This window comes from Paenibacillus sp. Root444D2 (assembly GCF_001426375.1).
Classification (GTDB): Bacteria; Bacillota; Bacilli; order Paenibacillales; family NBRC-103111; genus Paenibacillus_E.
The window spans coordinates 350,174-372,732 of sequence record NZ_LMEO01000001.1 but is presented as its reverse complement, the minus strand read 5'-3'; the positions used below and the strand labels follow the sequence as shown (position 1 = coordinate 372,732).

Annotated in this window: 31 protein-coding genes and 1 pseudogene; 27 read left to right on the top strand and 5 right to left on the bottom strand. The window is 40.5% G+C overall.

Translation table 11 applies throughout. The features are described from left to right. Positions 1-31 precede the first annotated feature (31 nt). From ftsY to ASD40_RS01835, 14 genes are all read left to right on the top strand, one after another. Complete coding sequence (gene ftsY / locus ASD40_RS01900) at positions 32-1,024, top strand: signal recognition particle-docking protein FtsY (RefSeq protein WP_057301637.1); 993 nt, start codon at positions 32-34, stop codon at positions 1,022-1,024. Between the two features lie 168 nt (positions 1,025-1,192). After that, positions 1,193-1,543: a putative DNA-binding protein gene (locus ASD40_RS01895; RefSeq protein WP_057301636.1), complete on the top strand. Its 351-nt coding sequence runs from the start codon at positions 1,193-1,195 to the stop codon at positions 1,541-1,543. 34 nt (positions 1,544-1,577) lie between these two features. Continuing rightward, positions 1,578-2,936 (top strand): signal recognition particle protein, encoded by a 1,359-nt coding sequence (gene ffh, locus ASD40_RS01890; protein ID WP_057301635.1) that lies wholly within the window; start codon positions 1,578-1,580, stop codon positions 2,934-2,936. Between the two features lie 35 nt (positions 2,937-2,971). After that, a complete protein-coding gene (gene rpsP / locus ASD40_RS01885; RefSeq protein WP_029195333.1) occupies positions 2,972-3,244 on the top strand; it encodes a 30S ribosomal protein S16 in 273 nt (90 codons plus the stop codon). A gap of 30 nt (positions 3,245-3,274) precedes the next feature. Beyond that, complete coding sequence (locus ASD40_RS01880) at positions 3,275-3,505, top strand: KH domain-containing protein (protein WP_047672782.1); 231 nt, start codon at positions 3,275-3,277, stop codon at positions 3,503-3,505. An 82-nt stretch (positions 3,506-3,587) separates the two neighbouring features. Beyond that, positions 3,588-4,103: a ribosome maturation factor RimM gene (rimM, locus tag ASD40_RS01875; RefSeq protein WP_057301634.1), complete on the top strand. Its 516-nt coding sequence runs from the start codon at positions 3,588-3,590 to the stop codon at positions 4,101-4,103. Continuing rightward, complete coding sequence (trmD, locus tag ASD40_RS01870) at positions 4,100-4,858, top strand: tRNA (guanosine(37)-N1)-methyltransferase TrmD (protein WP_057301633.1); 759 nt, start codon at positions 4,100-4,102, stop codon at positions 4,856-4,858. Before rimM ends, trmD begins: the two co-directional genes overlap by 4 nt. Before the next feature lie 164 nt (positions 4,859-5,022). Then, positions 5,023-5,364, top strand: a complete 342-nt coding sequence (gene rplS, locus ASD40_RS01865) for a 50S ribosomal protein L19 (protein WP_028558249.1) — start codon at positions 5,023-5,025, stop codon at positions 5,362-5,364. Positions 5,365-5,454: 90 nt separating this feature from the next. Beyond that, positions 5,455-6,066 carry a signal peptidase I gene (lepB, locus tag ASD40_RS01860; RefSeq protein ID WP_156389855.1) on the top strand — a complete coding sequence of 204 codons (612 nt, stop codon included), beginning with the start codon at positions 5,455-5,457 and terminating at the stop codon, positions 6,064-6,066. 11 nt (positions 6,067-6,077) lie between these two features. After that, positions 6,078-6,950: a ribosome biogenesis GTPase YlqF gene (gene ylqF / locus ASD40_RS01855; protein ID WP_057301632.1), complete on the top strand. Its 873-nt coding sequence runs from the start codon at positions 6,078-6,080 to the stop codon at positions 6,948-6,950. Between the two features lie 164 nt (positions 6,951-7,114). Beyond that, on the top strand, positions 7,115-7,762 hold the full coding sequence (locus tag ASD40_RS01850; protein ID WP_063860112.1) for a ribonuclease HII: 648 nt from the start codon (positions 7,115-7,117) through the stop codon (positions 7,760-7,762). 66 nt (positions 7,763-7,828) lie between these two features. Continuing rightward, a complete protein-coding gene (locus ASD40_RS01845) occupies positions 7,829-9,679 on the top strand; it encodes a hypothetical protein (protein WP_057301631.1) in 1,851 nt (616 codons plus the stop codon). Continuing rightward, on the top strand, positions 9,676-9,993 hold the full coding sequence (locus ASD40_RS01840; protein WP_057301630.1) for an EscU/YscU/HrcU family type III secretion system export apparatus switch protein: 318 nt from the start codon (positions 9,676-9,678) through the stop codon (positions 9,991-9,993). Before ASD40_RS01845 ends, ASD40_RS01840 begins: the two co-directional genes overlap by 4 nt. Continuing rightward, on the top strand, positions 9,990-10,367 hold the full coding sequence (locus tag ASD40_RS01835) for a YraN family protein (RefSeq protein WP_057301629.1): 378 nt from the start codon (positions 9,990-9,992) through the stop codon (positions 10,365-10,367). The genes ASD40_RS01840 and ASD40_RS01835 overlap by 4 nt, the downstream gene beginning before the upstream one ends. A gap of 87 nt (positions 10,368-10,454) precedes the next feature. Here ASD40_RS01835 and ASD40_RS01830 read toward each other — a convergent pair whose 3' ends face one another. The 3 genes and pseudogenes from ASD40_RS01830 to ASD40_RS37700 all read right to left on the bottom strand — a co-directional run bounded on the left by ASD40_RS01830 (position 10,455) and on the right by ASD40_RS37700 (position 12,465). Next, on the bottom strand, positions 10,455-11,378 hold the full coding sequence (locus ASD40_RS01830) for a YifB family Mg chelatase-like AAA ATPase (RefSeq protein WP_057301628.1): 924 nt from the start codon (positions 11,376-11,378) through the stop codon (positions 10,455-10,457). Positions 11,379-11,448: 70 nt separating this feature from the next. Continuing rightward, on the bottom strand, positions 11,449-12,150 hold the full coding sequence (locus ASD40_RS01825) for a hypothetical protein (protein ID WP_057301627.1): 702 nt from the start codon (positions 12,148-12,150) through the stop codon (positions 11,449-11,451). 68 nt (positions 12,151-12,218) lie between these two features. Continuing rightward, positions 12,219-12,465: pseudogene (locus ASD40_RS37700) on the bottom strand (group-specific protein). A 278-nt stretch (positions 12,466-12,743) separates the two neighbouring features. On the opposite strand from ASD40_RS37700, the gene ASD40_RS01815 reads away from it, so the two are divergent. The 7 genes from ASD40_RS01815 (at position 12,744) to ASD40_RS01785 (ending at position 15,645) form a co-directional block, all read left to right on the top strand. Beyond that, positions 12,744-13,151, top strand: a complete 408-nt coding sequence (locus ASD40_RS01815; RefSeq protein WP_057301626.1) for a hypothetical protein — start codon at positions 12,744-12,746, stop codon at positions 13,149-13,151. 99 nt (positions 13,152-13,250) lie between these two features. Next, on the top strand, positions 13,251-13,751 hold the full coding sequence (locus tag ASD40_RS01810; protein WP_156389854.1) for a hypothetical protein: 501 nt from the start codon (positions 13,251-13,253) through the stop codon (positions 13,749-13,751). Positions 13,752-13,776: 25 nt separating this feature from the next. After that, positions 13,777-14,211: a NucA/NucB deoxyribonuclease domain-containing protein gene (locus ASD40_RS01805; protein ID WP_057301624.1), complete on the top strand. Its 435-nt coding sequence runs from the start codon at positions 13,777-13,779 to the stop codon at positions 14,209-14,211. Between the two features lie 28 nt (positions 14,212-14,239). Beyond that, the gene (locus ASD40_RS01800) at positions 14,240-14,428 is read left to right on the top strand and encodes a hypothetical protein (RefSeq protein WP_057301623.1); all 189 of its coding nucleotides are present in this window, start codon (positions 14,240-14,242) and stop codon (positions 14,426-14,428) included. Between the two features lie 33 nt (positions 14,429-14,461). After that, entirely contained in the window at positions 14,462-14,797 is a 336-nt protein-coding gene (locus ASD40_RS01795) for a hypothetical protein (RefSeq protein WP_057301622.1), read from the top strand. 44 nt (positions 14,798-14,841) lie between these two features. After that, positions 14,842-15,441 (top strand): hypothetical protein, encoded by a 600-nt coding sequence (locus ASD40_RS01790; protein WP_057301621.1) that lies wholly within the window; start codon positions 14,842-14,844, stop codon positions 15,439-15,441. A 24-nt stretch (positions 15,442-15,465) separates the two neighbouring features. Then, positions 15,466-15,645: a hypothetical protein gene (locus ASD40_RS01785; RefSeq protein WP_057301620.1), complete on the top strand. Its 180-nt coding sequence runs from the start codon at positions 15,466-15,468 to the stop codon at positions 15,643-15,645. Positions 15,646-15,671: 26 nt separating this feature from the next. Here the strand turns inward: ASD40_RS01785 and ASD40_RS01780 are convergent, their stop codons facing one another. After that, positions 15,672-15,905 carry a helix-turn-helix domain-containing protein gene (locus ASD40_RS01780; protein WP_057301619.1) on the bottom strand — a complete coding sequence of 78 codons (234 nt, stop codon included), beginning with the start codon at positions 15,903-15,905 and terminating at the stop codon, positions 15,672-15,674. Between the two features lie 137 nt (positions 15,906-16,042). Between ASD40_RS01780 and ASD40_RS01775 the strand changes: the two genes are divergently transcribed. The 4 genes from ASD40_RS01775 (at position 16,043) to ASD40_RS01765 (ending at position 17,315) form a co-directional block, all read left to right on the top strand. Beyond that, positions 16,043-16,312, top strand: coding sequence for a hypothetical protein (locus tag ASD40_RS01775; protein WP_057301618.1), 270 nt, complete (start codon positions 16,043-16,045; stop codon positions 16,310-16,312). Positions 16,313-16,408: 96 nt separating this feature from the next. Then, positions 16,409-16,810 carry a type II toxin-antitoxin system PemK/MazF family toxin gene (locus ASD40_RS01770; RefSeq protein WP_327205270.1) on the top strand — a complete coding sequence of 134 codons (402 nt, stop codon included), beginning with the start codon at positions 16,409-16,411 and terminating at the stop codon, positions 16,808-16,810. Then, complete coding sequence (locus tag ASD40_RS36960) at positions 16,798-16,953, top strand: hypothetical protein (protein ID WP_156389853.1); 156 nt, start codon at positions 16,798-16,800, stop codon at positions 16,951-16,953. The genes ASD40_RS01770 and ASD40_RS36960 overlap by 13 nt, the downstream gene beginning before the upstream one ends. A 41-nt stretch (positions 16,954-16,994) precedes the next feature. After that, positions 16,995-17,315, top strand: a complete 321-nt coding sequence (locus ASD40_RS01765; RefSeq protein WP_057301617.1) for a hypothetical protein — start codon at positions 16,995-16,997, stop codon at positions 17,313-17,315. Between the two features lie 102 nt (positions 17,316-17,417). On the opposite strand, the gene ASD40_RS01760 is transcribed toward ASD40_RS01765, so the two are convergent. Continuing rightward, positions 17,418-17,765, bottom strand: coding sequence for a hypothetical protein (locus ASD40_RS01760; protein WP_057301616.1), 348 nt, complete (start codon positions 17,763-17,765; stop codon positions 17,418-17,420). Positions 17,766-18,192: 427 nt separating this feature from the next. Here ASD40_RS01760 and ASD40_RS01755 point away from each other — a divergent pair, with 427 nt between their 5' ends. Both ASD40_RS01755 and ASD40_RS01745 read left to right on the top strand, forming a co-directional pair. Beyond that, the gene (locus ASD40_RS01755) at positions 18,193-19,086 is read left to right on the top strand and encodes a hypothetical protein (protein WP_057301615.1); all 894 of its coding nucleotides are present in this window, start codon (positions 18,193-18,195) and stop codon (positions 19,084-19,086) included. Positions 19,087-19,467: 381 nt separating this feature from the next. Next, positions 19,468-22,224 carry an RNA dependent RNA polymerase gene (locus ASD40_RS01745; protein WP_057301613.1) on the top strand — a complete coding sequence of 919 codons (2,757 nt, stop codon included), beginning with the start codon at positions 19,468-19,470 and terminating at the stop codon, positions 22,222-22,224. Positions 22,225-22,559: the final 335 nt, after the last annotated feature.

Sequence of the window (22,559 nt, the reverse complement as noted above, 5' to 3'; positions counted from 1 at the left end):
TAGGTTGAATGTTATTTTATTAGGAGGAACCATGAGCTTTTTCAAACGATTAAAGGAAAGTATTTCCAACAAGGCCGAAGCGGTCACAAATAAGTTCAAAGAAGGACTTACGAAAACAAGAGACGCCTTCGTCGATCGTGTGGATGATTTATTTAGCCGCCGCAAGAAGATAGATGAAGATTTTTATGAGGAGCTTGAAGAAATTCTAATTGGCGCTGATGTAGGTGTGAATACAGTGCTTAAGCTAATCGATCAGCTTCGTGCTGAAGTAAAAAAACGCAAAATTGAAGATCCCGCGGAGCTACAACCGATCCTTTCCGAAAAGTTGATTGAGCTATTAAAAGGTGACGCTGATGCAGGACTGAAGTTAAATCCAAATGGATTATCCGTCATTTTGTTTGTTGGTGTGAATGGCGTTGGGAAGACAACGACAATCGGTAAAATGGCACACATGTTTAAATCTCAAGGAAAAAAAGTGTTAATGGCTGCAGGAGATACATTTCGTGCCGGTGCAATTGAGCAGTTGGAAACTTGGGGCGAGCGTGTGGGTGTGGATGTGATTAAACAGCATTCAGGCTCCGATCCTGCCGCCGTCATGTTTGATGCGGTGCAGGCAGCGAAAACGCGTGGTGTAGACATCTTATTGTGCGATACAGCAGGTCGTTTGCAAAATAAAGTGAATCTGATGGAGGAACTGAATAAGATCTATCGCGTTATCCAGCGTGAAGTTCCAGATGCTCCTCATGAGGTTATTCTCGTTTTAGATGCTACGACGGGACAAAATGCACTCAGCCAAGCCAAGCTTTTCGGTGACAAAACAGGTCTTACGGGATTGGTGCTTTCCAAGCTTGACGGTACGGCCAAAGGCGGTATCGTTGTTGCGATCCGTCAGGAGTTATCACTTCCTGTGAAGTTCGTTGGCCTTGGTGAGAAAATGGATGATCTTCAGCCTTTTGATTCCGAGCAATTCGTGCATGCCCTCTTTGGCAAATGGATTAGCGAGCAAAAAGAAGAGAATGCTTAATAAATGGTTCTAGTTGCGTGAAAAATTCTCCTCAGCCTTTAGTCGGTTAGAGGAGGATTTTTTTGTTCTTTAACTGACAAGGTCAAATGCTTGACATTCATCTTGGAATTCAGTATGATAGGTTCTGTTGTGCTGCTGTCAAGTGTGCAACCTTTACGGAGGTGGATCATGTCTATCGATCAAATGCTTGAGAAAACGAATCGCGTTAACTTGCTATTTGATTTCTATGAACCGCTGTTGACCGATAAACAGAGAACGTTCCTCCAACTGTATTTTCATGATGATTACTCACTCGGAGAAATCGCTGAGAATTTTGAAATAAGCCGCCAGGCGGTTTATGAACATATTAAACGTGCAGAGTCAACTCTTCAGGATTATGAAAGCAAACTGCAACTGGTACATAAGCACGAACAACGCATGAAGCTGCGTGCGGAATTGGTTCAGGTGCTTGAAGTTTGCGAACCAGAGCTAAAGAGGAAAACGACAGAGCTTTTTGATACAATAGTAGGGATCGATTAAAACATAGAAAGTCCAGAAGCAGGAGGTGAAGCGCATGGCATTTGAAGGATTGGCAAGCCGGTTACAGAACGTTTTCGGTAAGCTGAGAAGCAAAGGTAAGCTGACGGAAGAAGATGTAGGCGAAGCGCTTCGCGAAGTACGATTGGCGCTGCTTGAAGCGGACGTTAACTTTAAAGTAGTCAAAGACTTTATTGCTAAAGTGAAGGAACAATCCATCGGACAAGAAGTATTGAAATCCTTCACACCAGGCATGGTCGTAATCGATATCGTGAACAAAGAGCTAACCGCACTTATGGGCGGTACACAAAGTAAGTTAGTTCGTTCGAATCGACCGCCAACGATCATCATGATGGCAGGCTTGCAAGGGGCAGGTAAGACAACAACCTCTGGAAAGCTAGCGAAAATGCTCCTTAAACAAAACCATAGACCGCTTCTTGTAGCCTGTGACATTTATCGTCCAGCTGCGATCAAACAGCTGCAGGTTCTTGGAGAACAGCTCAATGTTCCGGTATTTTCACTTGGGGATCAAGTGAATCCTGTTGATATTGCTAAAGCAGGACTTCAGCATGCCAAAGATAACGGTAATGATTATGTCATTATCGATACCGCAGGTCGTTTGCACATTGATGAAAATCTGATGGACGAGCTGAAAAATGTTCGAACTGCTGTTGAACCGGATGAAATTTTGCTCGTTGTCGATGCGATGACCGGGCAGGATGCAGTCAATGTTGCAGAAAGCTTCCATCAACAGCTTGAACTTACGGGTGTTGTACTGACCAAGCTGGATGGCGATACCCGCGGTGGTGCGGCTTTATCGGTTAAAGCTGTTACAGGTTGCCCAATTAAGTTCGTGGCTAGCGGCGAGAAAATGGATGCTCTAGAACCATTCTTCCCTGATCGTATGGCCTCAAGAATTCTTGGTATGGGCGATATGCTTTCCTTGATTGAGAAGGCGCAAGCCGGTATCGACATGGACAAGGCGAAAGAGATGGAGCGCAAAATGCGCAACGCCGAATTCACCTTCGAGGATTTCCTTGATCAAATGGAGCAAGTGAAGAAGATGGGACCACTGGATCAAATTCTTGAAATGCTGCCAGGAGCTAATAAGATTAAGGGCATGAAAGATATGAAGGTTGACGACAAACAAATGGCACGTGTTGAAGCTATCGTGAAGTCGATGACCACCGAAGAAAAACGCAAGCCTGAACTTCTCAATGCGAACCGTCGCAAACGGATTGCTCAAGGCAGCGGCAACTCGGTACAAGAGGTCAACCGTTTCATCAAGCAGTTTGATGATATGCGCAAAATGATGAAGCAATTTTCCGGCATGATGGGACCTAAAGGTGCCAAAGGAATGAAGAAGCTAGGCAAGGGATTTAAATTCCCCTTTTAAATAAGCATTTTATTCTAAGTAGGAGGTGATTTTTCATGGCAGTACGTATTCGTCTTAAACGTGTAGGCGCTCATAAAGCTCCTTTTTACCGTGTGGTGGTTTCGGATTCCCGTTCCCCGCGTGATGGTCGTTTTATCGAAGAAATCGGTACTTATAACCCAATTGCTGAACCAGCAGCTGTAACTCTTGATGAGGAGAAAGCGCTGAAATGGCTTCAAACTGGCGCTCAACCGTCCGATACAGTTCGCAGCCTGTTCTCAAAAGCAGGTCTGATGACTAAGTTTCACGAGCTGAAATTACAGAAGTAATCTGTTATCTTTCTTTCGGAGGGTGGGTTCATGAAGGATCTTATCACCGTAATTGCTAAGGCTCTTGTCGATCATCCGGAAGAAGTACGTGTCGCTGTGGTGGAGAAAGATGACAAGATCGAGTACAGGCTTTCTGTCCACCCCGACGATGTCGGTAAAGTGATTGGTAAGCAAGGCAAGATTGCAAAGTCGCTCCGCACAGTTGTCACGTCGGCAGCAGTGAAAGAGACGAAACGGGTAGCCGTTGAAATCGTTTCATAAGAAACTAGGTTAGGATTTAGTTCCTAACCTTTTTCTTGTATGGTTTTGAAGGTAAATTAATGTGGAGGTTGGGCAAGCGCATATGAGCGAAAAACTTGTGACAGTTGGTCGAATTGTGAATAGCCATGGTATTCGTGGAGAACTAAAAGTGGTTCCGGAAACTGATTTTCCCGAACGTTTTGATAAAGGAAACGCATTGATTATTGTAGATTCTCAAAATAAGCAAACGCCGGTGACGGTGCAAACCTCCCGCTTACATAAAAATATGTTTATCTTGCAGTTTGACCAATTTTCTAATATTAATGAAGTTGAGAAATTCAAAGGCTCGCTTCTCAAGATTGAAGCTAAGGATCAACAGCCTCTTGAAGAGGGAGAATATTATTACCACGAGATCATTGGCTGTAAGGTCGTTACGGAAGAAGGCCAGGAGTTAGGGCTTGTTTCTGAGGTGTTGACACCGGGAGCTAATGACGTATGGGTTGTTTCTTTGCCGAAAGGCAAACAGTTGCTGCTTCCAGTCATCGATGATGTGATACTCGATGTGGATATTGCCAACAAAACGATTCGTATTCATCTGATGGAAGGATTAATGGAATGAGAATCGATGTATTGACCCTATTTCCGGAAATGTTCGATGGCGTGTTTTCGTCCAGCATTTTAGGGAAAGCGCGTGACAAAGGAATTGTTGCTCTCAACACGGTTAATTTTCGAGATTATTCCAATAATAAGCATAACACAGTAGATGATTATCCATACGGTGGCGGTGGAGGGATGGTTTTAAAGCCAGAGCCGATATTTGCTGCTGTTGAGAATCTGCCCATACATCAAGAAGATGGACAAGACCCGGTGAAGCCGCGAGTGATTCTCATGTGCCCACAAGGGGAGACGTTCACGCAAAAGAAAGCGGAGGAGCTGTCTAATGAACAGCATCTCGTGTTTATTTGTGGTCATTATGAAGGCTATGATGAGCGCATTAGGCAGTATCTAGTGACGGATGAGCTGTCCATCGGTGATTATGTATTAACTGGCGGCGAGTTACCCGCTATGGTCGTTATAGACACCGTAGTGAGGCTGCTGCCTGGTGTGCTCGGCAATGAGATGTCAGCGGTGACAGATTCGTTTTCCACAGGCTTGCTAGAGTATCCCCACTATACGAGGCCTGCTAAGTTTAGAGACTGGGACGTTCCGGAGATGCTGTTATCAGGGCATCATGAAAATGTGAAACGTTGGCGCCGCAAGGAGTCTCTGTTCCGAACACTAGAACGCCGTCCTGATTTGCTTGAAGGAAGAGAACTATCCAAAGAAGAAAAAGCTTGGGTGGTTGAATGGAAAGGGCGGAAGCAAGAGGAGTAAGCCCCCAAAAACTTCTCTATTGAATTTCTTTCCTGTCTATGATATTATATATTCTGTTGTGAATTTTTCAACAGTTCGAGTCTGGTGGTCCTCTACGCATAACAACTAAGAACGACTATGCCAATAAGCGGAATGAACACCTGTGTGGAAGGAGGGAGTCAACTATGAATCTTATTCAAGAGATTACGAAAGAGCAACTCCGTACGGATATTCCTAATTTCCGTCCAGGAGACACACTTAAAGTACACGTAAAAGTTATCGAGGGTACACGTGAGCGTATTCAGCTGTTCGAAGGTGTTGTTATTAAACGCCACGGCGGTGGAATCAGCGAAACGTTTACAGTTCGTAAAATTTCTTACGGTGTGGGTGTGGAAAGAACTTTCCCATTCCATTCTCCGAAGATTGACAAGATTGAAGTGGCTCGCCGTGGTAAAGTTCGTCGTGCGAAACTTTATTATCTGCGTGGTCTTCGTGGTAAAGCAGCAAGAATTAAAGAAATTCGATAAGAAAACGGGGGGCTTGTTCAGGCAAGTCTCCTTTTCATTTTCATGGTACATAATAGATATAAACCAAAACTGGAAAAGAGGCAATCAGTGATGGAACACAATAATCAAGAACAGCCTTACATAGAGCCGGATAAAACTACAGAAACGACTCCCGTTAAAACAGCGAAAAGCGAAACTTGGGAATGGATTAAAGCGTTAGTGATCGCGGGTGTGCTCGTGATTATCATTCGTTGGTTCCTATTCTCTCCTTTTATTGTAGATGGAGATTCCATGCGTCCGAATTTTTTCACAGGTGAACGACTCATCGTCAATAAAATTGTTTATGATATTCGCTCACCCAAACGCGGAGAAGTTATTGTTTTCCATGCACCGGAAGGTAAGGATTACATTAAACGGGTAATTGCTCTTCCAGGTGAGACCGTAAAGGTTACAGGTGACAAAGTGTTCATTAATGGTCAAGAGATTGATCAGCCTTACATCAAGGATGCGATTGAGCAGGCGAAAAATGAAGGACATGCCTATAATACGTTATCCGATTTTCAAGAGAAAAAAGTGCCAGATGGTGAAATATTCGCAATGGGAGATAACCGCGGTAACTCCAAAGACAGCCGAGCGATTGGCTTCATACCTTACAACAAAATTGTAGGCCGTGCGGAAGTCATTTTTTGGCCAGTGAGCAAAATTAGTTTCATACATTTTTGAGGTGAAGAAGAATGACCATTCAATGGTTTCCCGGTCACATGACCAAGGCTCGAAGACAGATTGAAGAAAAGCTTAAGCTGATTGATGTTGTGATCGAGCTCTTGGATGCCCGCATACCGCTCTCCAGTCGGAACCCGATGGTTGATGAGATTTTGAAAGGCAAACCGCGATTGGTGCTACTCAATAAGAATGACCTGGCAGATCCTCAGGTGACAGCAGATTGGGTTAAGTATTTTGCTGATCAGGGCCTACCATCATTGCCGATTGATGCAGCAACCGGAACGCACGTCAAAGAAATTTTGCCGCGTGTTAAGCAGCTTTGGGCACATAAGATTGAACGGCAGATTAGCAAAGGGATTAATCCCCGTGCCGTAAGGGCGCTCATTGTAGGTATCCCGAACGTTGGGAAATCAACGCTGATTAATCAGCTGGCAGGTAAGAAGATTGCAGCAACCGGAGATAAGCCTGGTGTTACGAAGGGGCAGCAATGGATTAAAGTTGGAACCGAAATGGACTTGCTTGATACGCCAGGTATTTTGTGGCCAAAATTCGAAGACCAAATGGTAGGGATGAGATTGGCAGCAACGGGCGCCATTAAAGAAGAGCTGCTGCATTTAGACGAGATTGCACTCTTTGTCGTTAAATACATGGTTCAGAATTATGGGGCTGGTATTCAAGAACGATTTGGGGTTCAAGATCTTCCTGAGGATTTGGACGACATACAAGAAATGGTCAAAGTCATGGAAGCTATCGGTCGTAAGCGTGGAGCGATTGTGAGCGGGGGAAAAGTGGATTTGGACAAAGCCTCTTTAATCATTATTCGTGAGCTTAGGGCAGGCAAGATGGGACGCATTTCTTTGGAGAAGCCTTTAGATAAAAGGTAGATAGGTTAGTTATTAATGAAGGAAACGGTCACTTTTGGACTCAGCTGATCAAGCGGGTCGGGGGGTGGCCTTTTCTTTTTTACTAATAGAATGTGAAAAAAATGGGTGTGGCTTGATTAAACACCAATCCTTTATAATGAGGAGATGGAAAGGGGCGAAAGCCATTGCTAGAGCATGAAAAACAACTTTGGGAGCAAGGTTTTACTCTAATCGCGGGTATTGATGAGGTAGGCAGAGGCTGTTTATTTGGGGATGTAGTCGCGGCCGCGGTTATACTTCCGATGGGATATGTGCTGGAGGGTGTGGACGACTCCAAGAAGCTTTCTGAAAAGAAGCGAGATATCTTCTATGATCAGATCATGACTGAGGCTATAGCTGTTGGTGTAGGTATTGTGGACGTGGATAGAATTGAAGCGATTAATATAAAACAGGCGGCCAGGCTTGCTATGAAGCAAGCAGTGGAACAGTTAAACATAGCACCTGATTTTCTTCTTGTGGATGCGGAGAACATTGATATGGACATACAACAATCCGCAATCATTCATGGAGATGCACTTAGTCAATCTATTGCGGCCGCATCGATTATTGCGAAGGTTACTCGAGATCGTATGTGTTTGGATTGGGATGAGAAGTTTCCCGAATATGGACTTGCTATACATAAAGGATATGCAACAAAGCACCATAGAGAAATGCTTTTGCGCTATGGTCCTACACCGCTGCATCGGAAATTATTTATACGTAAAGTGATGGCGCAATTGGAAGAGAAAGAGATTGTGCTCGAGTCTGAACAGTTGGAATTAGATCTCATTTAACTTCTTATTGTAACGAAAAGGCAACTAGCCGCCGATAATATACATAAGTGTTTAGGAAGATTTGAGGTGAGCGCCATGAATATTAGTGGTTTAATTCGCAGTTTAGTCGGTGATTTAACAGCATCTGAAAGTAAGGTGCTTGAATTAAAAGTGGGTCAAATTGTTAAAGGTGTCGTGCTTCAGTTGCTCAGTGACCAAGAAGCATTGATTAATATTGGCGGTGTGCAGGTGCAGGCCAAGTTGGAAACACCCCTTAAGCAAGGGGATGTTACGATGCTGCAAGTGCAGCCGGAATCTAGTGGGGGTCAAATCCTGCTCAAGCCACTAACGGCGTCAGATGTACAAATTGCGGATGATTCGCTCAGTGAGCTGTTAAAGGCATTCACGATTAAAGATACGGCTGGAAATCGTCAAATGGTACAGCAGATGCAGCAGGAAGGTGTGCCAGTATCAAAGGAGAATGTGAAAGCTTTTGAGGCTGTAATGCGCAGCGTGCCTGAGGGAGTTAGTAAGGATGAATGGGCACAGGCAGCTGTACTTGCCTATAAAAAGGGATTGCCGCTCACAGAGGCGACTGTGGGGGCTTTGAGACAGGTTACCACAGGGCCACCTGTCGGTAAGGTGCTGGAGCAGCTAGAGCAGCAGGCCGCTGCTTTGCTTGAGCAAGATCCGGCACACCCGTCGGCTGATACCGTGAAGCAGGTGGTAACGCTGCTCAAGGAGCTGCGGGCTTCCGCCGCAGCTGCGTGGCCTGCACGGCCGCCGGAGGCGTCGGCCGCAACTGTTGGTGCTGCGCCAGCTGCTCCGCAGGCTGGCGGTAGTGCTATGGCGGCTCCCGCAGGGTCGCCACCTGTGGCTTCTGGCAGCGCGCCTGCGGCCGCTGCCGTTACGGCTCCGCCCGCTGCAGCTGCTGCAGGCGCGGAACTTCCCGCGCCAGCTGCGCCGCGCGCGGAGACCGCTTCCGCCGCCTCGGCGCAGCCGGCGGCGGGGCCTCAGGCCGCCCGCGCAGCGGGGGCGGCCTCGCCAGAGGCTCAGGCGCGAAGCGCTGAGCCTGCAAAAGGCGAACCGCCCGCGGCGGGTTCGCAGGTACAACCAGAGCCGCCTGCGAAGCAGAAGGCGGCAATAACGTCAGAGGCGCTTAATAGCGCGCCTCAAGAGGTCGAGGCTGATCCAGAGCCAAACTGGATCAGCCGCATGCTCAAAGCCGTAGGCGTAGAGCACGAATCTCATCTAGCGGCGAAGCTAGATGAGCGCGCAGACGCTATCCTACGGGGCCACAACAACTCAGACGATCTGCTGCCTAATCTGATCGCCACAGCATCTCAGCAGGACGACTCCGTCAAGCCTGCTGCTGACACATTGAAGAGTCTGCTGCTGCAGCTTACAGCCTCTGATGACACGCCAGCGCCGCTCAAAGAGGCGGCGCAGCAAGCCATTGGGCAAATTACAGGGCAACAGCTCATGTTGACTGGCGACAAAAGTTCTATGTTTGCACATATGACATTGTTTGTCCCCTTCATGGATGGCACTGGCCAGCAATCTGCCGCCATTCACATCCAATCCCGCAAAGGAAAGCGCGGGGAAGTAGACGCGAGCAATTGTCGTTTGCTGTTCGACCTGCAAATGAAAGTGATGGGCAATACTTTACTCGATGTGCATGTCGTCAATAAAATCGTATCTTTGAACATCCATAATGATCATCCTGCGTTAGCTCCCTTAATGGAGGAGTCCAAAGAAGAAATAACAGCAGCCATGCATAAAGCGGGTTATCAATTTATTTCATTAAAATGCTCGCCATATCCGCAGCCGCCTGTAGCGGAGAACGAAGCTCCCAAGCAAGGGGCATCTGACGGTAGAGTAGATCTTCGAGCGCTCTATCAGCCAAAAGCCTACAAAGGGGTTGATTTCCGAGCATGACTAAGCAAAGGAATGCATCCGAAGAGTCGCAACCGACTCCTCTTAAGAAGGCTGTAGCGCTTCGTTACTCACCTGAAGCGCAGAAAGCCCCAACCCTCATTGCGAAAGGGAAAGGGCATATGGCCGAAGCCATTCTTCAGAAAGCCAAGGAGAATGGGATCCCCATTCAAGAGGATTCCTCATTGGTTGAAGTGCTGTCTAAGCTGGAGTTGGATCAAGAAATCCCCCCGGAACTTTATCAATTGGTCGCTGAGGTATTAAGTTTTATCTATCGTTCAGATAACCGAATGAGATCGTCGAGGAATAATGGATGACGGAACTTCGTAAAGATGACCGGAAGCAGTTGGGGAAGCTTGGCGAAGAGTTGGCTGAAGCGTTTCTTTGTGAGCGTGGTTACCGAATTGTGGAACGTAATTGGCGCTGTCGTACTGGCGAGCTTGATATTATTGCAGAGAAAGCCAATAAGTTAATTTTTGTTGAGGTCAGAACAAGGCGCCCTTCAGGGCGTTTTGGCTCAGCCAAAGAATCCGTCGATTATCGCAAGCAGTTGAAAGTCAAAGAGACAGCACAATTTTACTTGCATCGATTTCAAAAATATGAACAGTTCATTCAATTTGATGTGATCACTGTAGAACTATCCATGACTGGAGCAGCACCTCAAATTGAACACATACAAGGAGCGTTTTGACTATCGTTTGTCGAGAAGACAACGAGTCAAAACGCTCTTTTTTGAGTAATAACATAATTGGATTGATTATTGTGGGAGCGCCATACTTCAGATTTCAATCTCTTCAATCCGCTGTTTTTTATCCAGATTACGATATTGGATCGCCTCTGCCAGATGCTGTGGCTGGATGCTGTCACATTCCTCAAGATCAGCGATGGTCAGGGCTAACCTCAGGATGCGATCATGGGCTCTTGCACTAAGTCCCAAAGCTTCAAAAGAGGCACTAAGCAGTTGATCACCTTCTGGTGTTAGATGACAAATTTGTCTCATTCGCTTACCGCTCAATTCATTATTGTATTGGATGCCAGATCCTGCATAGCGTTGTTGTTGTCTTTGATGTGCGCGCATAACTTGTATTAGCATTTCTTTTGAAGACAAGTGATTCGTTCGTTCCTTGAGTTGTGTGTAACTTGGTTTAGGTACTTCGACATGAAGATCGATGCGATCAAGCAGAGGGCCTGATATTTTAGAGCGATAATGAACAATTTTTGCTGGACTGCAAATGCAAGCATTAGCTTCAGTTTCGGCTCCATAATACCCGCAAGGACATGGATTCATAGCGGCAGCCAATATAAAGTGAGAGGGGAATGTGTAAACCGCTCTTGCTCTTGCAATTGTAACATGACGGTCCTCAAGGGGCTGTCTAAGTACTTCGAGGGCAGTTCGCGTGAATTCAGGCAGTTCATCTAGAAAAAGAATGCCGCGATGGGATAAGCTAACTTCTCCAGGTTTGGGAATTGTTCCGCCACCGACAAGTCCGGCAGCTGAAATCGTATGATGCGGGGCTCTAAAAGATCTTGTTCGCATGAGAGACGAGCGATCAATAAGCTTTCCTGAGGCACTGTATATCTTCGTGACTTCTAAAGCTTCTTTGTCAGACATAGGCGGCAAAATCGAGGGCATGCGCTTCACAAGCATCGTTTTCCCCGTTCCGGGAGGACCGATTAAAAGTATATTATGCAACAGAACCATGTAATAAAATAGTGCCTCAAATAAAGCAGACTACCTGACAAACGGTAGTCTTTTTTCATGTTGCATTATATTATATATCCCAAAAATCATTTATTCTTTTTTCTGGATCGTAATTTTTTACAGCTTTCATTATTCTAAGCATCATTGCGCCACTGGGTGTTTGTTCAACATCTTCACTCAAGTATTTGATTGTCGTAGTACTTGCATCACATATTTTCGCGAATTCTGAGTAATCAATGTCTTTATCATATAGCCAATTGCCAAGAGGAGTGAAAAAAATCTCTTTCTCAATAATAGTAATGCTACCGTAGTCCCCCCAAAATTCATTTGGGTTTAACTCATAGCCTTGATGCTCCAATGATTTTATTATTTGTTGAACAGATTTTAAAGTCATGCATCCAAGATCATTCAAATCTAGGGTTTCCCTTATTCTCTTAATTGTCGATTCATTGACTCCAGATATTTCAGATAATTTTTCTTGTGAAATTCCATTATTAATGAGCCATAAACTAAAGGGGGTTGTATCTTGGCAATTCCAAAACATTTTTGCATTCACGTTAAAATTAAGGGATTTCAGTTCTGAAATGAGTTTAGTCATTAATTTATAATTCGGTTCAAATTCGAAATCTGAAGAAAGTTTCGATAAGTAATCCCTGTTTATGCTCGTGTTATCAACAACCCATTGCTGGTTAATTCCTTCTTTATATAGCCATTCTCCAAATTTAGTGTATTGCTTACCAGTACCTGACCCCCAAATACCGTATTTTTTCATATATCTCACCTCAATAAAAGCATATGAGGAGGGAGTTCCTTTCTTTACCTATCCTTTTGCTCAGACAACTACAATAATAAAAATTGTTTTGTTTCGCTTGCAGGAAAGTACCATTTAGATCCTATTTTTCTTTTTGGAAAATGCTTATCAAAGAAGAACTCTTTTTGAATAGTATTCCAACACATGCATGTTCTTCTCATCAACTCCTTGGTGTCCCAGAATACTAATTCCGAATCAATCTCCTTAAGTTTCTCATCAATTTTTTGAGCCATTAATCCCTTCAATGTCGTTCTCATCAATTTGAACAGATAGCATTTCCCACACCTCTTAGCCTGTTTGTTAATACATACCACAAGAAAATCCCCAATACCACGCTCTACATCGCCCTACAATACATACTAAGCCATGAATCCACACATGTATCAATGGATTGCTTAAGCCCTTATAACCCAATCTCAAGCCTCTAGTAATTAGCATTCACTAAATCTATTTAGGTAATATTTGTATTGCCTTCCATCGTTCGACACATGTAATATAGTCTTTATGAACTACGTGTTTTGAATATAATTCAGATTTTATAGAGGAGAATAAAAATGGCTGATAAAGAGAGAGAGAAAAATTATAACCGAGGTACTTATGATTTAACTGTTAATATTGATCCAACTTACGAAACAGGTAGTGGATATTATACTGAGGATATTGCTGATATGTTAGGTGTACTAAATAAAACAAATAGCAATCCTAACAAACGATTGATTGACGCTATTGCAAAATTTTATCGACTAGAAAGTTCAGGTGGAAGACACTCAACTGCCTACCCTAATTCAAATGGAGGTACAGGTTATAGCCAACATACAAAGTACAAGTATGATGACGAAGCAGTTGATTTTTTTAGAAACAAAATAACACTTTGTTGCAAAGGATATAAAACGATCGGGATATTTAATTTCTGTGGTGTGGATTTTAGATTAAAGAGCCCTGAGAGCTGGGATATCTTTTAGATTGAAAGTCTGATTTCTTTGGAAATACGATGCACAATGAATTACTCTCTTATTTGGTTTATCGGAATAAATAAATTGTATGGAGTGAGTGATTATTCTATGAAAAAAAAGAAAGAGCATGAGACAAATAATATTTTTGGTTCATATGGATTGGTATTCGCGCTTGGAGCATCTTTTATAATTCTAGGTATTCTGAGATGGTTCGGGTTAGAGGTACCACTTTTATTCTTATTAGGAATTTCAATTTCAGCTCTTGGTTTAATATTAATTGAATTTTTTAATATTCAGGGGAAATTGATTCTTATAATGCAGCTATCTGGTCTGTTTTCAATTATTTGTTTGCCTAATTTGAATTTCATGAAAAAAATTGACATTGCAATAATAACTAATATTAATGATGGACTGTCATTAATTATAATGGGGTTGACAATAGTTCTACTAAGTCAAAAAGGTCTCAAAGAGATACATTCAATAGTTGAATCCAACACAGAAACTATCGAAAGTATGGCAGCTTCGCTGGAAAAGGCGGCAGAAATGTATCAAGAACTTGTAAATAAGTACAAGGATTTAAAAGAAGAACAAGATAAAAAGATACTATAAAACACGGAATTCAAGGGTAGGTACAATGAAAAAGAAATTATTATTTTTAACAGTCTTTATTATTTTGATTGCTGGTTTATCCTATTATTATAAATACGAAGTTTTCACCATTCCACCTAAAAACCAAAACACTTCAACTCAATACACTATCACAATACCTTCAGATCGTTTCCCAGAAACCGCGGCACATGTCAAAGCAGCCATTGAGCATGGTGAAACTCCAGTATGTACAATTGATCGTAAAGGTGCAGAGGAGAACCGCAAAGAATCGTTAAAGGGTATCCCTACAAAAAAAGGCTATGATCGCGATGAATTTCCGATGGCTCTCTGTATTGAAGGTGGGACTGGTGCAGATATAGCCTATGTGACATCTTCAGACAATCGTGGTTCTGGATCATGGGTGGGTAATCAGTTAGAGAATTATCCTGATGGAACAAGAGTTATGATAATGGTAAAGTGAAGGAGATTAAAATTGAGGAGACCGCCTTATGTTTAAATCACAATTACAATCATTCAAAGAAGATCTAGAATTTGTGATAAAAGGACACAATACTCGCGCTCAGGTAAGTACAACTGCTGCCCCAATATTGCTTGGAGAAATAGAAGCTTTAGAAAATGAAATTAGAGAATTAAAACAAAGGCTATTACAGATATCAGAAATTTCAAAGTTAAAATGAAAGCAATTTAATAAATAGTTGGAGTGAACACATTTGAAAGTTTGGACTAAAGTAGAAGTTGCAGAAGGAATTGACTATTATGTTACCGCGGAAGAAGATTTTAAATGTTCAATAAATATTGAAGCATGGGAATATTACGATGAAGAATGTGATATCGATCATGAGAACTGGAAGAAATATAATGAAAAATGGGAAGTTGTGGCAGTTGTTTTTGCTATTGTAAAGGAAGACAAAGGTGAGATAAGGGTGCAGTATGAAGAAGATGATTATGATGCACATAAATCTAATTTATTGATCCAGAAGGCAGTTAAAGAGGGTATGGAGTTAATGAGAGAAGAATTGGATGATTATTTCTCGGAAGTTCTATAAGTACCAATATTTTAGTCAATTCAAAGAATAAGGGGATGTGTATTTTGCCTAGTTTAAGTACTTTTATGAGTATGGCTGGTGAAAAGTATAAAGTGTTTAGAAATGGTGAACAAGTATCTACTGTGGAAGGTATGCAAAATACCGAAGACAATACACGGAGGAAGTACGTTGGATTCTATCCTGATGCAGATATTCAAGTTGGCGATTGGATCACAGGTGAAGTTTCGAAGAATGAATTTTTTATTGAGGACATGAAGACAGATGTTGTTCAGGGCAAAGCATTTCAAAAGAAAGGCTATTCCTTAACAAGAGCCCAGTATGAAAAGCAACAAATTGAGAGCGGGAAAATTTCCCATCAATTTAACATTCAAAATGCATATGGTTCTTCATTTGGTTCAAGTGGGACTGTTACATTAAATAACACTTTTAACTTTGAAGCTCTTGATCAGGAGATTGAGGAAAAGGGCAAAGAAGATAAAGAGGAACTTAGGCAAATGATTGCTGAAATTAAAGAATTGTTTGAAGACAGTGAAAAGGTTAAGAAAGGTTCACTTTCAAAATTTTCTGAAGTGATGCAGAAGCATAGTTGGATAACTGGGGCAGTAGCTAAGCTAGGACTTGATTTTATGATAGGTCAAAAATAGACGACCCAATGGAGGGAATCATAGGTGGTTAATATCATTGAATGGACACAGATTTTACGAGCATCCAAAGAAGTAACTGATAAAATTTTATCACCAATGGAATACAATCATAAAGAGCGTATAGAACAAGAACGAAGACGTAATTTGTCTGTAGAAGATCGATATCGTGAAGATATGGGTCGTGTTTATCGAAGTATGAGATGATAGATAGTAGGAAAGAAGACACCTGATCACTCGGGTGTCTTTTCTTCGTCGTTTAATTGTACTTCCTTCACTGTAAATAAGTCCTCAACGTTCAAATTTAAAGCTTTAGCTATTGAAAATAAGTGCAAATCTGTATGTTGTTTCTGGTTGTCAAATCTAGATATTGCGGCTTGTGGTATACCTGCCATAGAAGATAGTTCTGTTTGTTTGATATCACGCTTCTTTAATATGTCGAGTAAACAAGGTTTTACTTCTAGCACACATCTACCTCCTTTCCCTATTCCTTAATATTACTATACAAAATTCAATAATGAGAATCAAATAATTTAATTTGACATTCAATATTGAGTATTGTATATTGTAATTAAAGAAGGAACAAACTAAAGGAGCGATGAAAATGGAAATCAGATTATCCCTGATTGAAGTAATCCAAGAAGCAATGGAAGGCACAAAGCAAGGTCTTATCAATCTTCTCAAGGAAACAGTAACACTTGATCCATATGGAGAAGTTGAAGAGGAATGTGCAGCAGCTATTGAGGTAGTTGAGCAAGAATATTCGGAAGAAGATGTTCAAGGTTTCTGGCGTACATTCAATTGGGATTTTGGATTCGATTTCATACATACTAGCATCTTCCGTTATGACAACATTCGTTTGGGTTTAGTGTAAACAGTCGTTCAGGCGACTTTAAACCGCCTTAAGTCTGAAGCGTTCATTCCCCAGAATTGGGGAGTGAGGTGGTAAAAAAATTCTAATTAAAAGGTGATGAAAATGGAACAAATGTATCGAAGAGGGGACGTTTTCATATGTGACTTAACAGGATCGCTTGGCTCTGAATATTCAGGCCTCCAGAGACCTGTGGTCATCGTGCAATGTGAGGCGGGAAATCGTCATTCACCCACCGTTCAAATTTGCCCAATTACTTCATCCAAAACTAAGAAACGCCTCCCAACCCATGTAAATTTATCGGCTGAGTTTCATGGATTAAATAAAGATTGTTTCGTATCCTGTGAGCAGCAAAGGGTAGCAGATAAATTTAGGCTCCAGCGCAAAGTAGCAACATTAGACAAGGAAACTATGGAGAAGATTGATATTGCACTACTTATCAGCAACGGCCTGTATGAGAAATTCATTTACAGAAGGGACGTGATGACATGTACGCGGTAATCGGCAAAGGTATGTTTACCAAAGATGCATTCATTCAATTCTTAATCAATATTGGGTTGAAAGAACATGATTCAATCATTAGCCAAGTGGAGCGTACTGGCAGATTAGAGCATGGTCGCTACAGATTTATGTTGGTAAGGTAAATGATACGATGTCGTACCAAACTTAAAGGAGGAGTTCCCATTTGTTTGAAGCCTACGATGGTACACCATTTTCCAATGATGAAGAGCGCGAAGCCTATGAGCACACCAAGTTGCAACGTAGACCAATCAAACTTTCCATAATCAACGTTTACCAGTACACAATCCAAACACAAATGGATCTACAGCGCGTAATCTCACTAGAGCGTGATGGCGGATATAAGGTGGTTTTAAGCGACTCTATCAAGTTAGGTGACCAAATAGTCGCCTTTACAGATGACGAGCAGAGAGAGCTGCATCTGGTCGAATTAGAGCGTGCTGTTGAGTATATGAGCAATCTCATACGTAAAGTGTTACATTACTGAAGATTAACTGAGACTCGTTTTGTTGGTAATAGTTGTGATCCTGAGGAAAAGGGGAGGGAAATAAAAATGACCCCCAAAGTTATGGGAGTCAAAATTTTATTATTAACCAGCAGCCAGAATATCGTTTGTTATTGCTTGCTCATCGTATATTGTCAGCCTGCCATTATCTCGAAGGGAAGAATAATACCTACGACCACAATCTAATGCGTTTTGCCTAAGTTGTGGGTTTTTAGGGTCTCTTGAAAGGATGTCTAGGGCGTTTCTATAGTTCTTTTGAGCTGTTTCTTTTTCTTCTTCGTTTGCAGCTAATCCAAGTAATATAAGAAAAATTACTACAAATGATCCACCAACCCAGTAAATGTTAAAAGTGAATTCACCCTTAAACCATGAAACGCCGCCAATTAATAATCCCTCAAGAATAATACTGAAAAAAAAAGCCGTTTTCAACATTTCCTTCAAACCTCCAAGTAAAATATATATGACATTTATATTATAATGTCGAATATGGAAGATTAAAAGTAAAATATTACTAAATAAGAAGGTTTATTAGGGGGAGGGAAATAGAGGGGAAATATCTGCTTGACGGATTTTCACTTCCATGTGAAGATATTAATGAGGACTCGAAAACTGGTCTAACGAAAAATAGACCCAGTCGATTGACTGCACCCAATTTTTGAGACTCATATTTAATTATGTAGAAATGGAGGTTGTGCTTCCTGTTCTTTGAAAACTGAAAACTTGCTTTACATCCTCATTTGCGGTGAGGAATGAAGTACTTATGAAATATTTCTTTGATAAGAATAACACGGTTTGATGGTATCTGCAAGTAAAAAGTCTTATAAAAGTGAAAAAACATTAGAAAAATTGGAGGAACTGAATGGCAAGAATTAAACGTCAGGTATTAGATCCTGAACAAGTAAGAGGCTACATCAAAGAACACATGAAATTTGTCATGATCAACAACAGAATATTTGACGACTTCTACGAAAACAGAGAGTTGTACTACCACCCATTAAAAGATGAAATGTACATTGATCGTAATACAAAAATTGAAACGAATTTCTCTGATTTAGATATGGTCATTTTCATTTTTATCCATCTCCTACAACTAAACAAAATTACATTATATGAGAAGGAAATGGCTGCATATCTTGGATGTCATGAAAGATATTTAAAGGAATCAATCAAAAAAATCAACTTGATCAGAGGAAATGTTAAAGCACAATACAATCCGCATCGAGACATTATTGATATTTTAAGCGAACCCAAAGAAGTTTCCTTGATCAATTATAAAATGGACAGAAAAGGAAGGAGAAGCAAATCTCCCGTTCCTGAGTGGTATGTAGACTTTATACCAGATCATAAGAAGACTAAAGAAGGAACGACACCAATCAATTTCTTTGCTGTAACAATCGATGATCTAGACCTTCTCACAAAGGGCTATTTAACACGACCAGAATTTATCCTGTATCTATTCTTTATTCGCATACACAAAGAGAAGTCTGAGCAGCAGAAGCCATTTAACTTGAGAAATTCCACTATTGCTGAAAGATTACAAATTAAAGGTGCAGATACGACCTTGAATAAATACATAGATAAACTTGAATCACTTGGATTGATCCAAATTAATTATCCAAAGAATTATGATGACAAGTTGATGTTTAGGCAAGAACCATCTAGAGAGTTTATACCTATAGCTAATCTGGCTTACATGGAACAATACAGAGTCGAAGAGCAAATTGATGAGTTAGCTGTACATGAATTTTCATAATCTGCACATGAATTTTTCAAAATGTTACATGAATTTTCATTTTCGTGTACTTGGATTTGTAATATATTCACATGAATTTTTCAAATATACACATGAATTTGAAAAATCGGTACATGGATTTCTAATAACTGTACGTGGCTTCATTTTGACCAGTGAAAATAGTCAATCGTATCAAGGGTTTGAGGCACCTATTTTCTCACTATAAGAACTATAAGAATACTATTTATAATAAATTTCAGAATATATCCAAGAAGAATCACAATAACAATTACAAGAATATCCGTAAGGATATTCTGAAGAGCGGAAGAGATGGAAGGGCGAAGATCAAGGTCAAGATCGCCTTTGAACAGAATTGAATTTAAATTTTAGGAGGATTTATATTTGATTAATAATTTGAGTTTAGAAAAACCAGTGTATATTCCATCTTTAGAGGCAAGCAATATTTATAATCATGTTGAACGTAATAAGCCGATTTATTTAAAGTATGTTGGAATGATTCCTAAGTCACTTGAGTTAGAAGCGCTTGTTAGAAACGGGTTAAATGTCATTACGAACAAAAGAAAGAAACGTAAATCTAATGATTTAATCAGTGTACAATTCAAAACCAAAGTTCGTGACGCGGCTGAAAATAATGCAAACTTAAACCAGAAGATTGAGACAACTAAACAACAAATTATAAAACTGGAAGAAATGGATCTAACCAAGAAAAAAGACATACAACGGATTAAGGAGAAAATTCAAAAGAAAAAAGACTACATAACATCCCTAGAAAAAAATCTTAAAGAGATTGATTTTGATTGGGAAGAGGTTGACAACAAATCACTTAGAAATCTGCTATACGAAGAAGGATTCACATTGAAAATCACTGATTACAATACTGGTGAGATTTTAGATGAGATTAAGTATGTTGTTTATAAGCGAAGTACTGCAAAATCACGAACAGGTAAGGTTTTATTTATCCGTGAAAAACTAAGCGATGATATAAATTTTCATGAAAATATGATTAATTGGTCTCGGATGGGCATTGACTTTAACAGAAAAGAAAAGGTTGATTATGTTTCATTGCTGGCCTATGAGTCACTAGTTGGAAGCTGTATTAATAGCATGGTTAAAATACCAACAAAAAACATTCTGGTTATTGATGATGTTGAAAGTGTTTTTGATCAGGATGTTAATGTTGTTAGCGTTGGTGTTGACGGAATTCTAAAAAGTAAGTCTGGAGAAGCACCAGTTACACAGAGTTTGTTTGATGGGCAAAGTTTACTTGATGAGCAATACTTCGAGGGTAGTAAAAAAAGTATGTTTTTACTTAGGAATCACTTTTTTAAAAGTGCTGCTTTTCGTTGCTCAGTTCAAAAGTATCTGCAAGATTTTGCTGAAAAGAATGGAATTGACTTTGATACATGGCAATTAAAAGATGATTATTTTGGATTAGGCACCGTTTATGCTAAAGACGTACATATGATTACTACCCCTTCATCCATTAAAGCCCTTAAGTTTTCTAATATGGTGGGCACTAAAAAAGATATGTGGAATCACTGGTGTGAAGTTGTTGATGCTGAAGGTTCACTATTTGGAATTGTAAAAGAAGAAAAGCAAAGTAAACTTGGAACAGATGAAGAAGGCAGAACTATCCAGCAAATGAGTTATCAAATGTTAAATTCATTGCCGTGTGACAATGATCAATTAATCAAGATTGCTTCATATGAATCAGAGTTTGTAATTAACTTGAAGAATAATATGGATACTTTCTTGGGATATGTGGCTGATACAGCAGAAATCACCAATGGAAATCAAATGATGATTGATCTGTATAAAAATAATCCTAAGATTGCCCATACAAAGATGTTCAGACAATGGAAGTCTAAGACAATTAATAAATATGTTGATCGTGTTAAAAGCGGAAAAGTGAAGATTCTTAATGCGGATTATGCCGTGTTATTAGGGAATCCAATTGAAATGCTTGCAGTTACTGTAGAAGACTACAGAGAGTCTAAATTAGCGTTAAACGACAATCAGGTATACACTAAGATGTTTCCTTTTGGTGATTCCTTGGCAGGCTTCAGAAGCCCTCACACCTCACCAAGTAATGTTTTATCTGTAGAGAATGTAGATAATGAACTGATAAATGAATACTTACCTCATTTAACTAAGAATATTGTTGTAGTAAATTGTGTAAAACATCCGTTACAGGCCATTCTCAGTGGTTCAGATTACGATTCTGACACAGTTTTGTTGACAAATAGCAGCGAGCTATCAGATTTAGCTAAGAAATGTAAAGAGGAGTATAGAGTTTGTATTAGTGATGTTGGAACAGATCCTTCTACGTACACCGTAAACACTGGAAATATGGCGAAAATTGATAACACTCTAATGGACTCCCAAAAGTTTATTGGACAGGTAACAAATGTAGCGCAGCTCATTGTGAGTAATATTTGGGAGGCCGAGAGTAGAAATAAGGATTGTAAGAATATGTGGGAAAAGTTGAGTTGTTTGACTGTGTTATCAGGTTTGTGTATTGACCTTGCCAAACGTATGCCAGAAGTAGATATTAAAGAGCAAATTATAGATGTGAAGAAAACAGAAGATATGCTTAAATACAAGCCACATTGGTGGTTAGTCCGTAATAGCAAAGTAGCTAAGAAGGGTAATAAGAAACTTAAGGCGATGAAAGAAAACAAAATTAAGTCTTATAATTGTCCGATGGACTACCTATATAATAAATTCACAGACATAAAAAATGCACAAAGAATCGAAGATTTAAATATTATTGATCTAATTGTTAAGGGTGATGCTGGAGATGCTAACAACCCTCAGAAAAATAAACTTTTAGATATTTTAGATGAGTTGGCTAATAACATTAAGAGCACACATAAACAAGAGGTAGATAAAGATGAGGAAGAGATGTTGGAGTATGAACGAAATGAACTTACGTCTGAAGCCGTAGACTGTGTAACTAAACTAAAAATTAAGCCAGACACGATGTATGCAGCTATCATGAATATCATAAAAAGTGAGTCAGATAATAGCACGATTAGATCGCTTAACGTTTTATATCAAGCACAGAAGACTGTATTTATTAGAACTTTTAAGAAAAACGAGTTTTTTTCTAGCGAGAGTCTTCAAAAAGCCTTATAGAATAAGGGTTTTCTAGTACTAGTGAAAATTCCTATATGGAGAGATGGTTGAGTGCAAAGGTATACCAATAGTTGCCCCACCAAAAGGTAAGCTCAGTAGTGGCGGTCATTTCTCCTTTTATTTTTTGTTTGACTTTCAAGTGAATTTTATATATGATATATAGTTAGTTATTTCGTCGGTGTCACCGCAAGGGAACCATGTTTATTCTCCGACAATAAACAAAAGAATAAGCAAGCCAACTCAGCAATTGATGGGGATCAAGTTGGCATCCTCCTATATGGTATGAGTTTTAGCCCTAAGCTTAACTTAGGGCTTTTATTCGTACTACTTTTTAT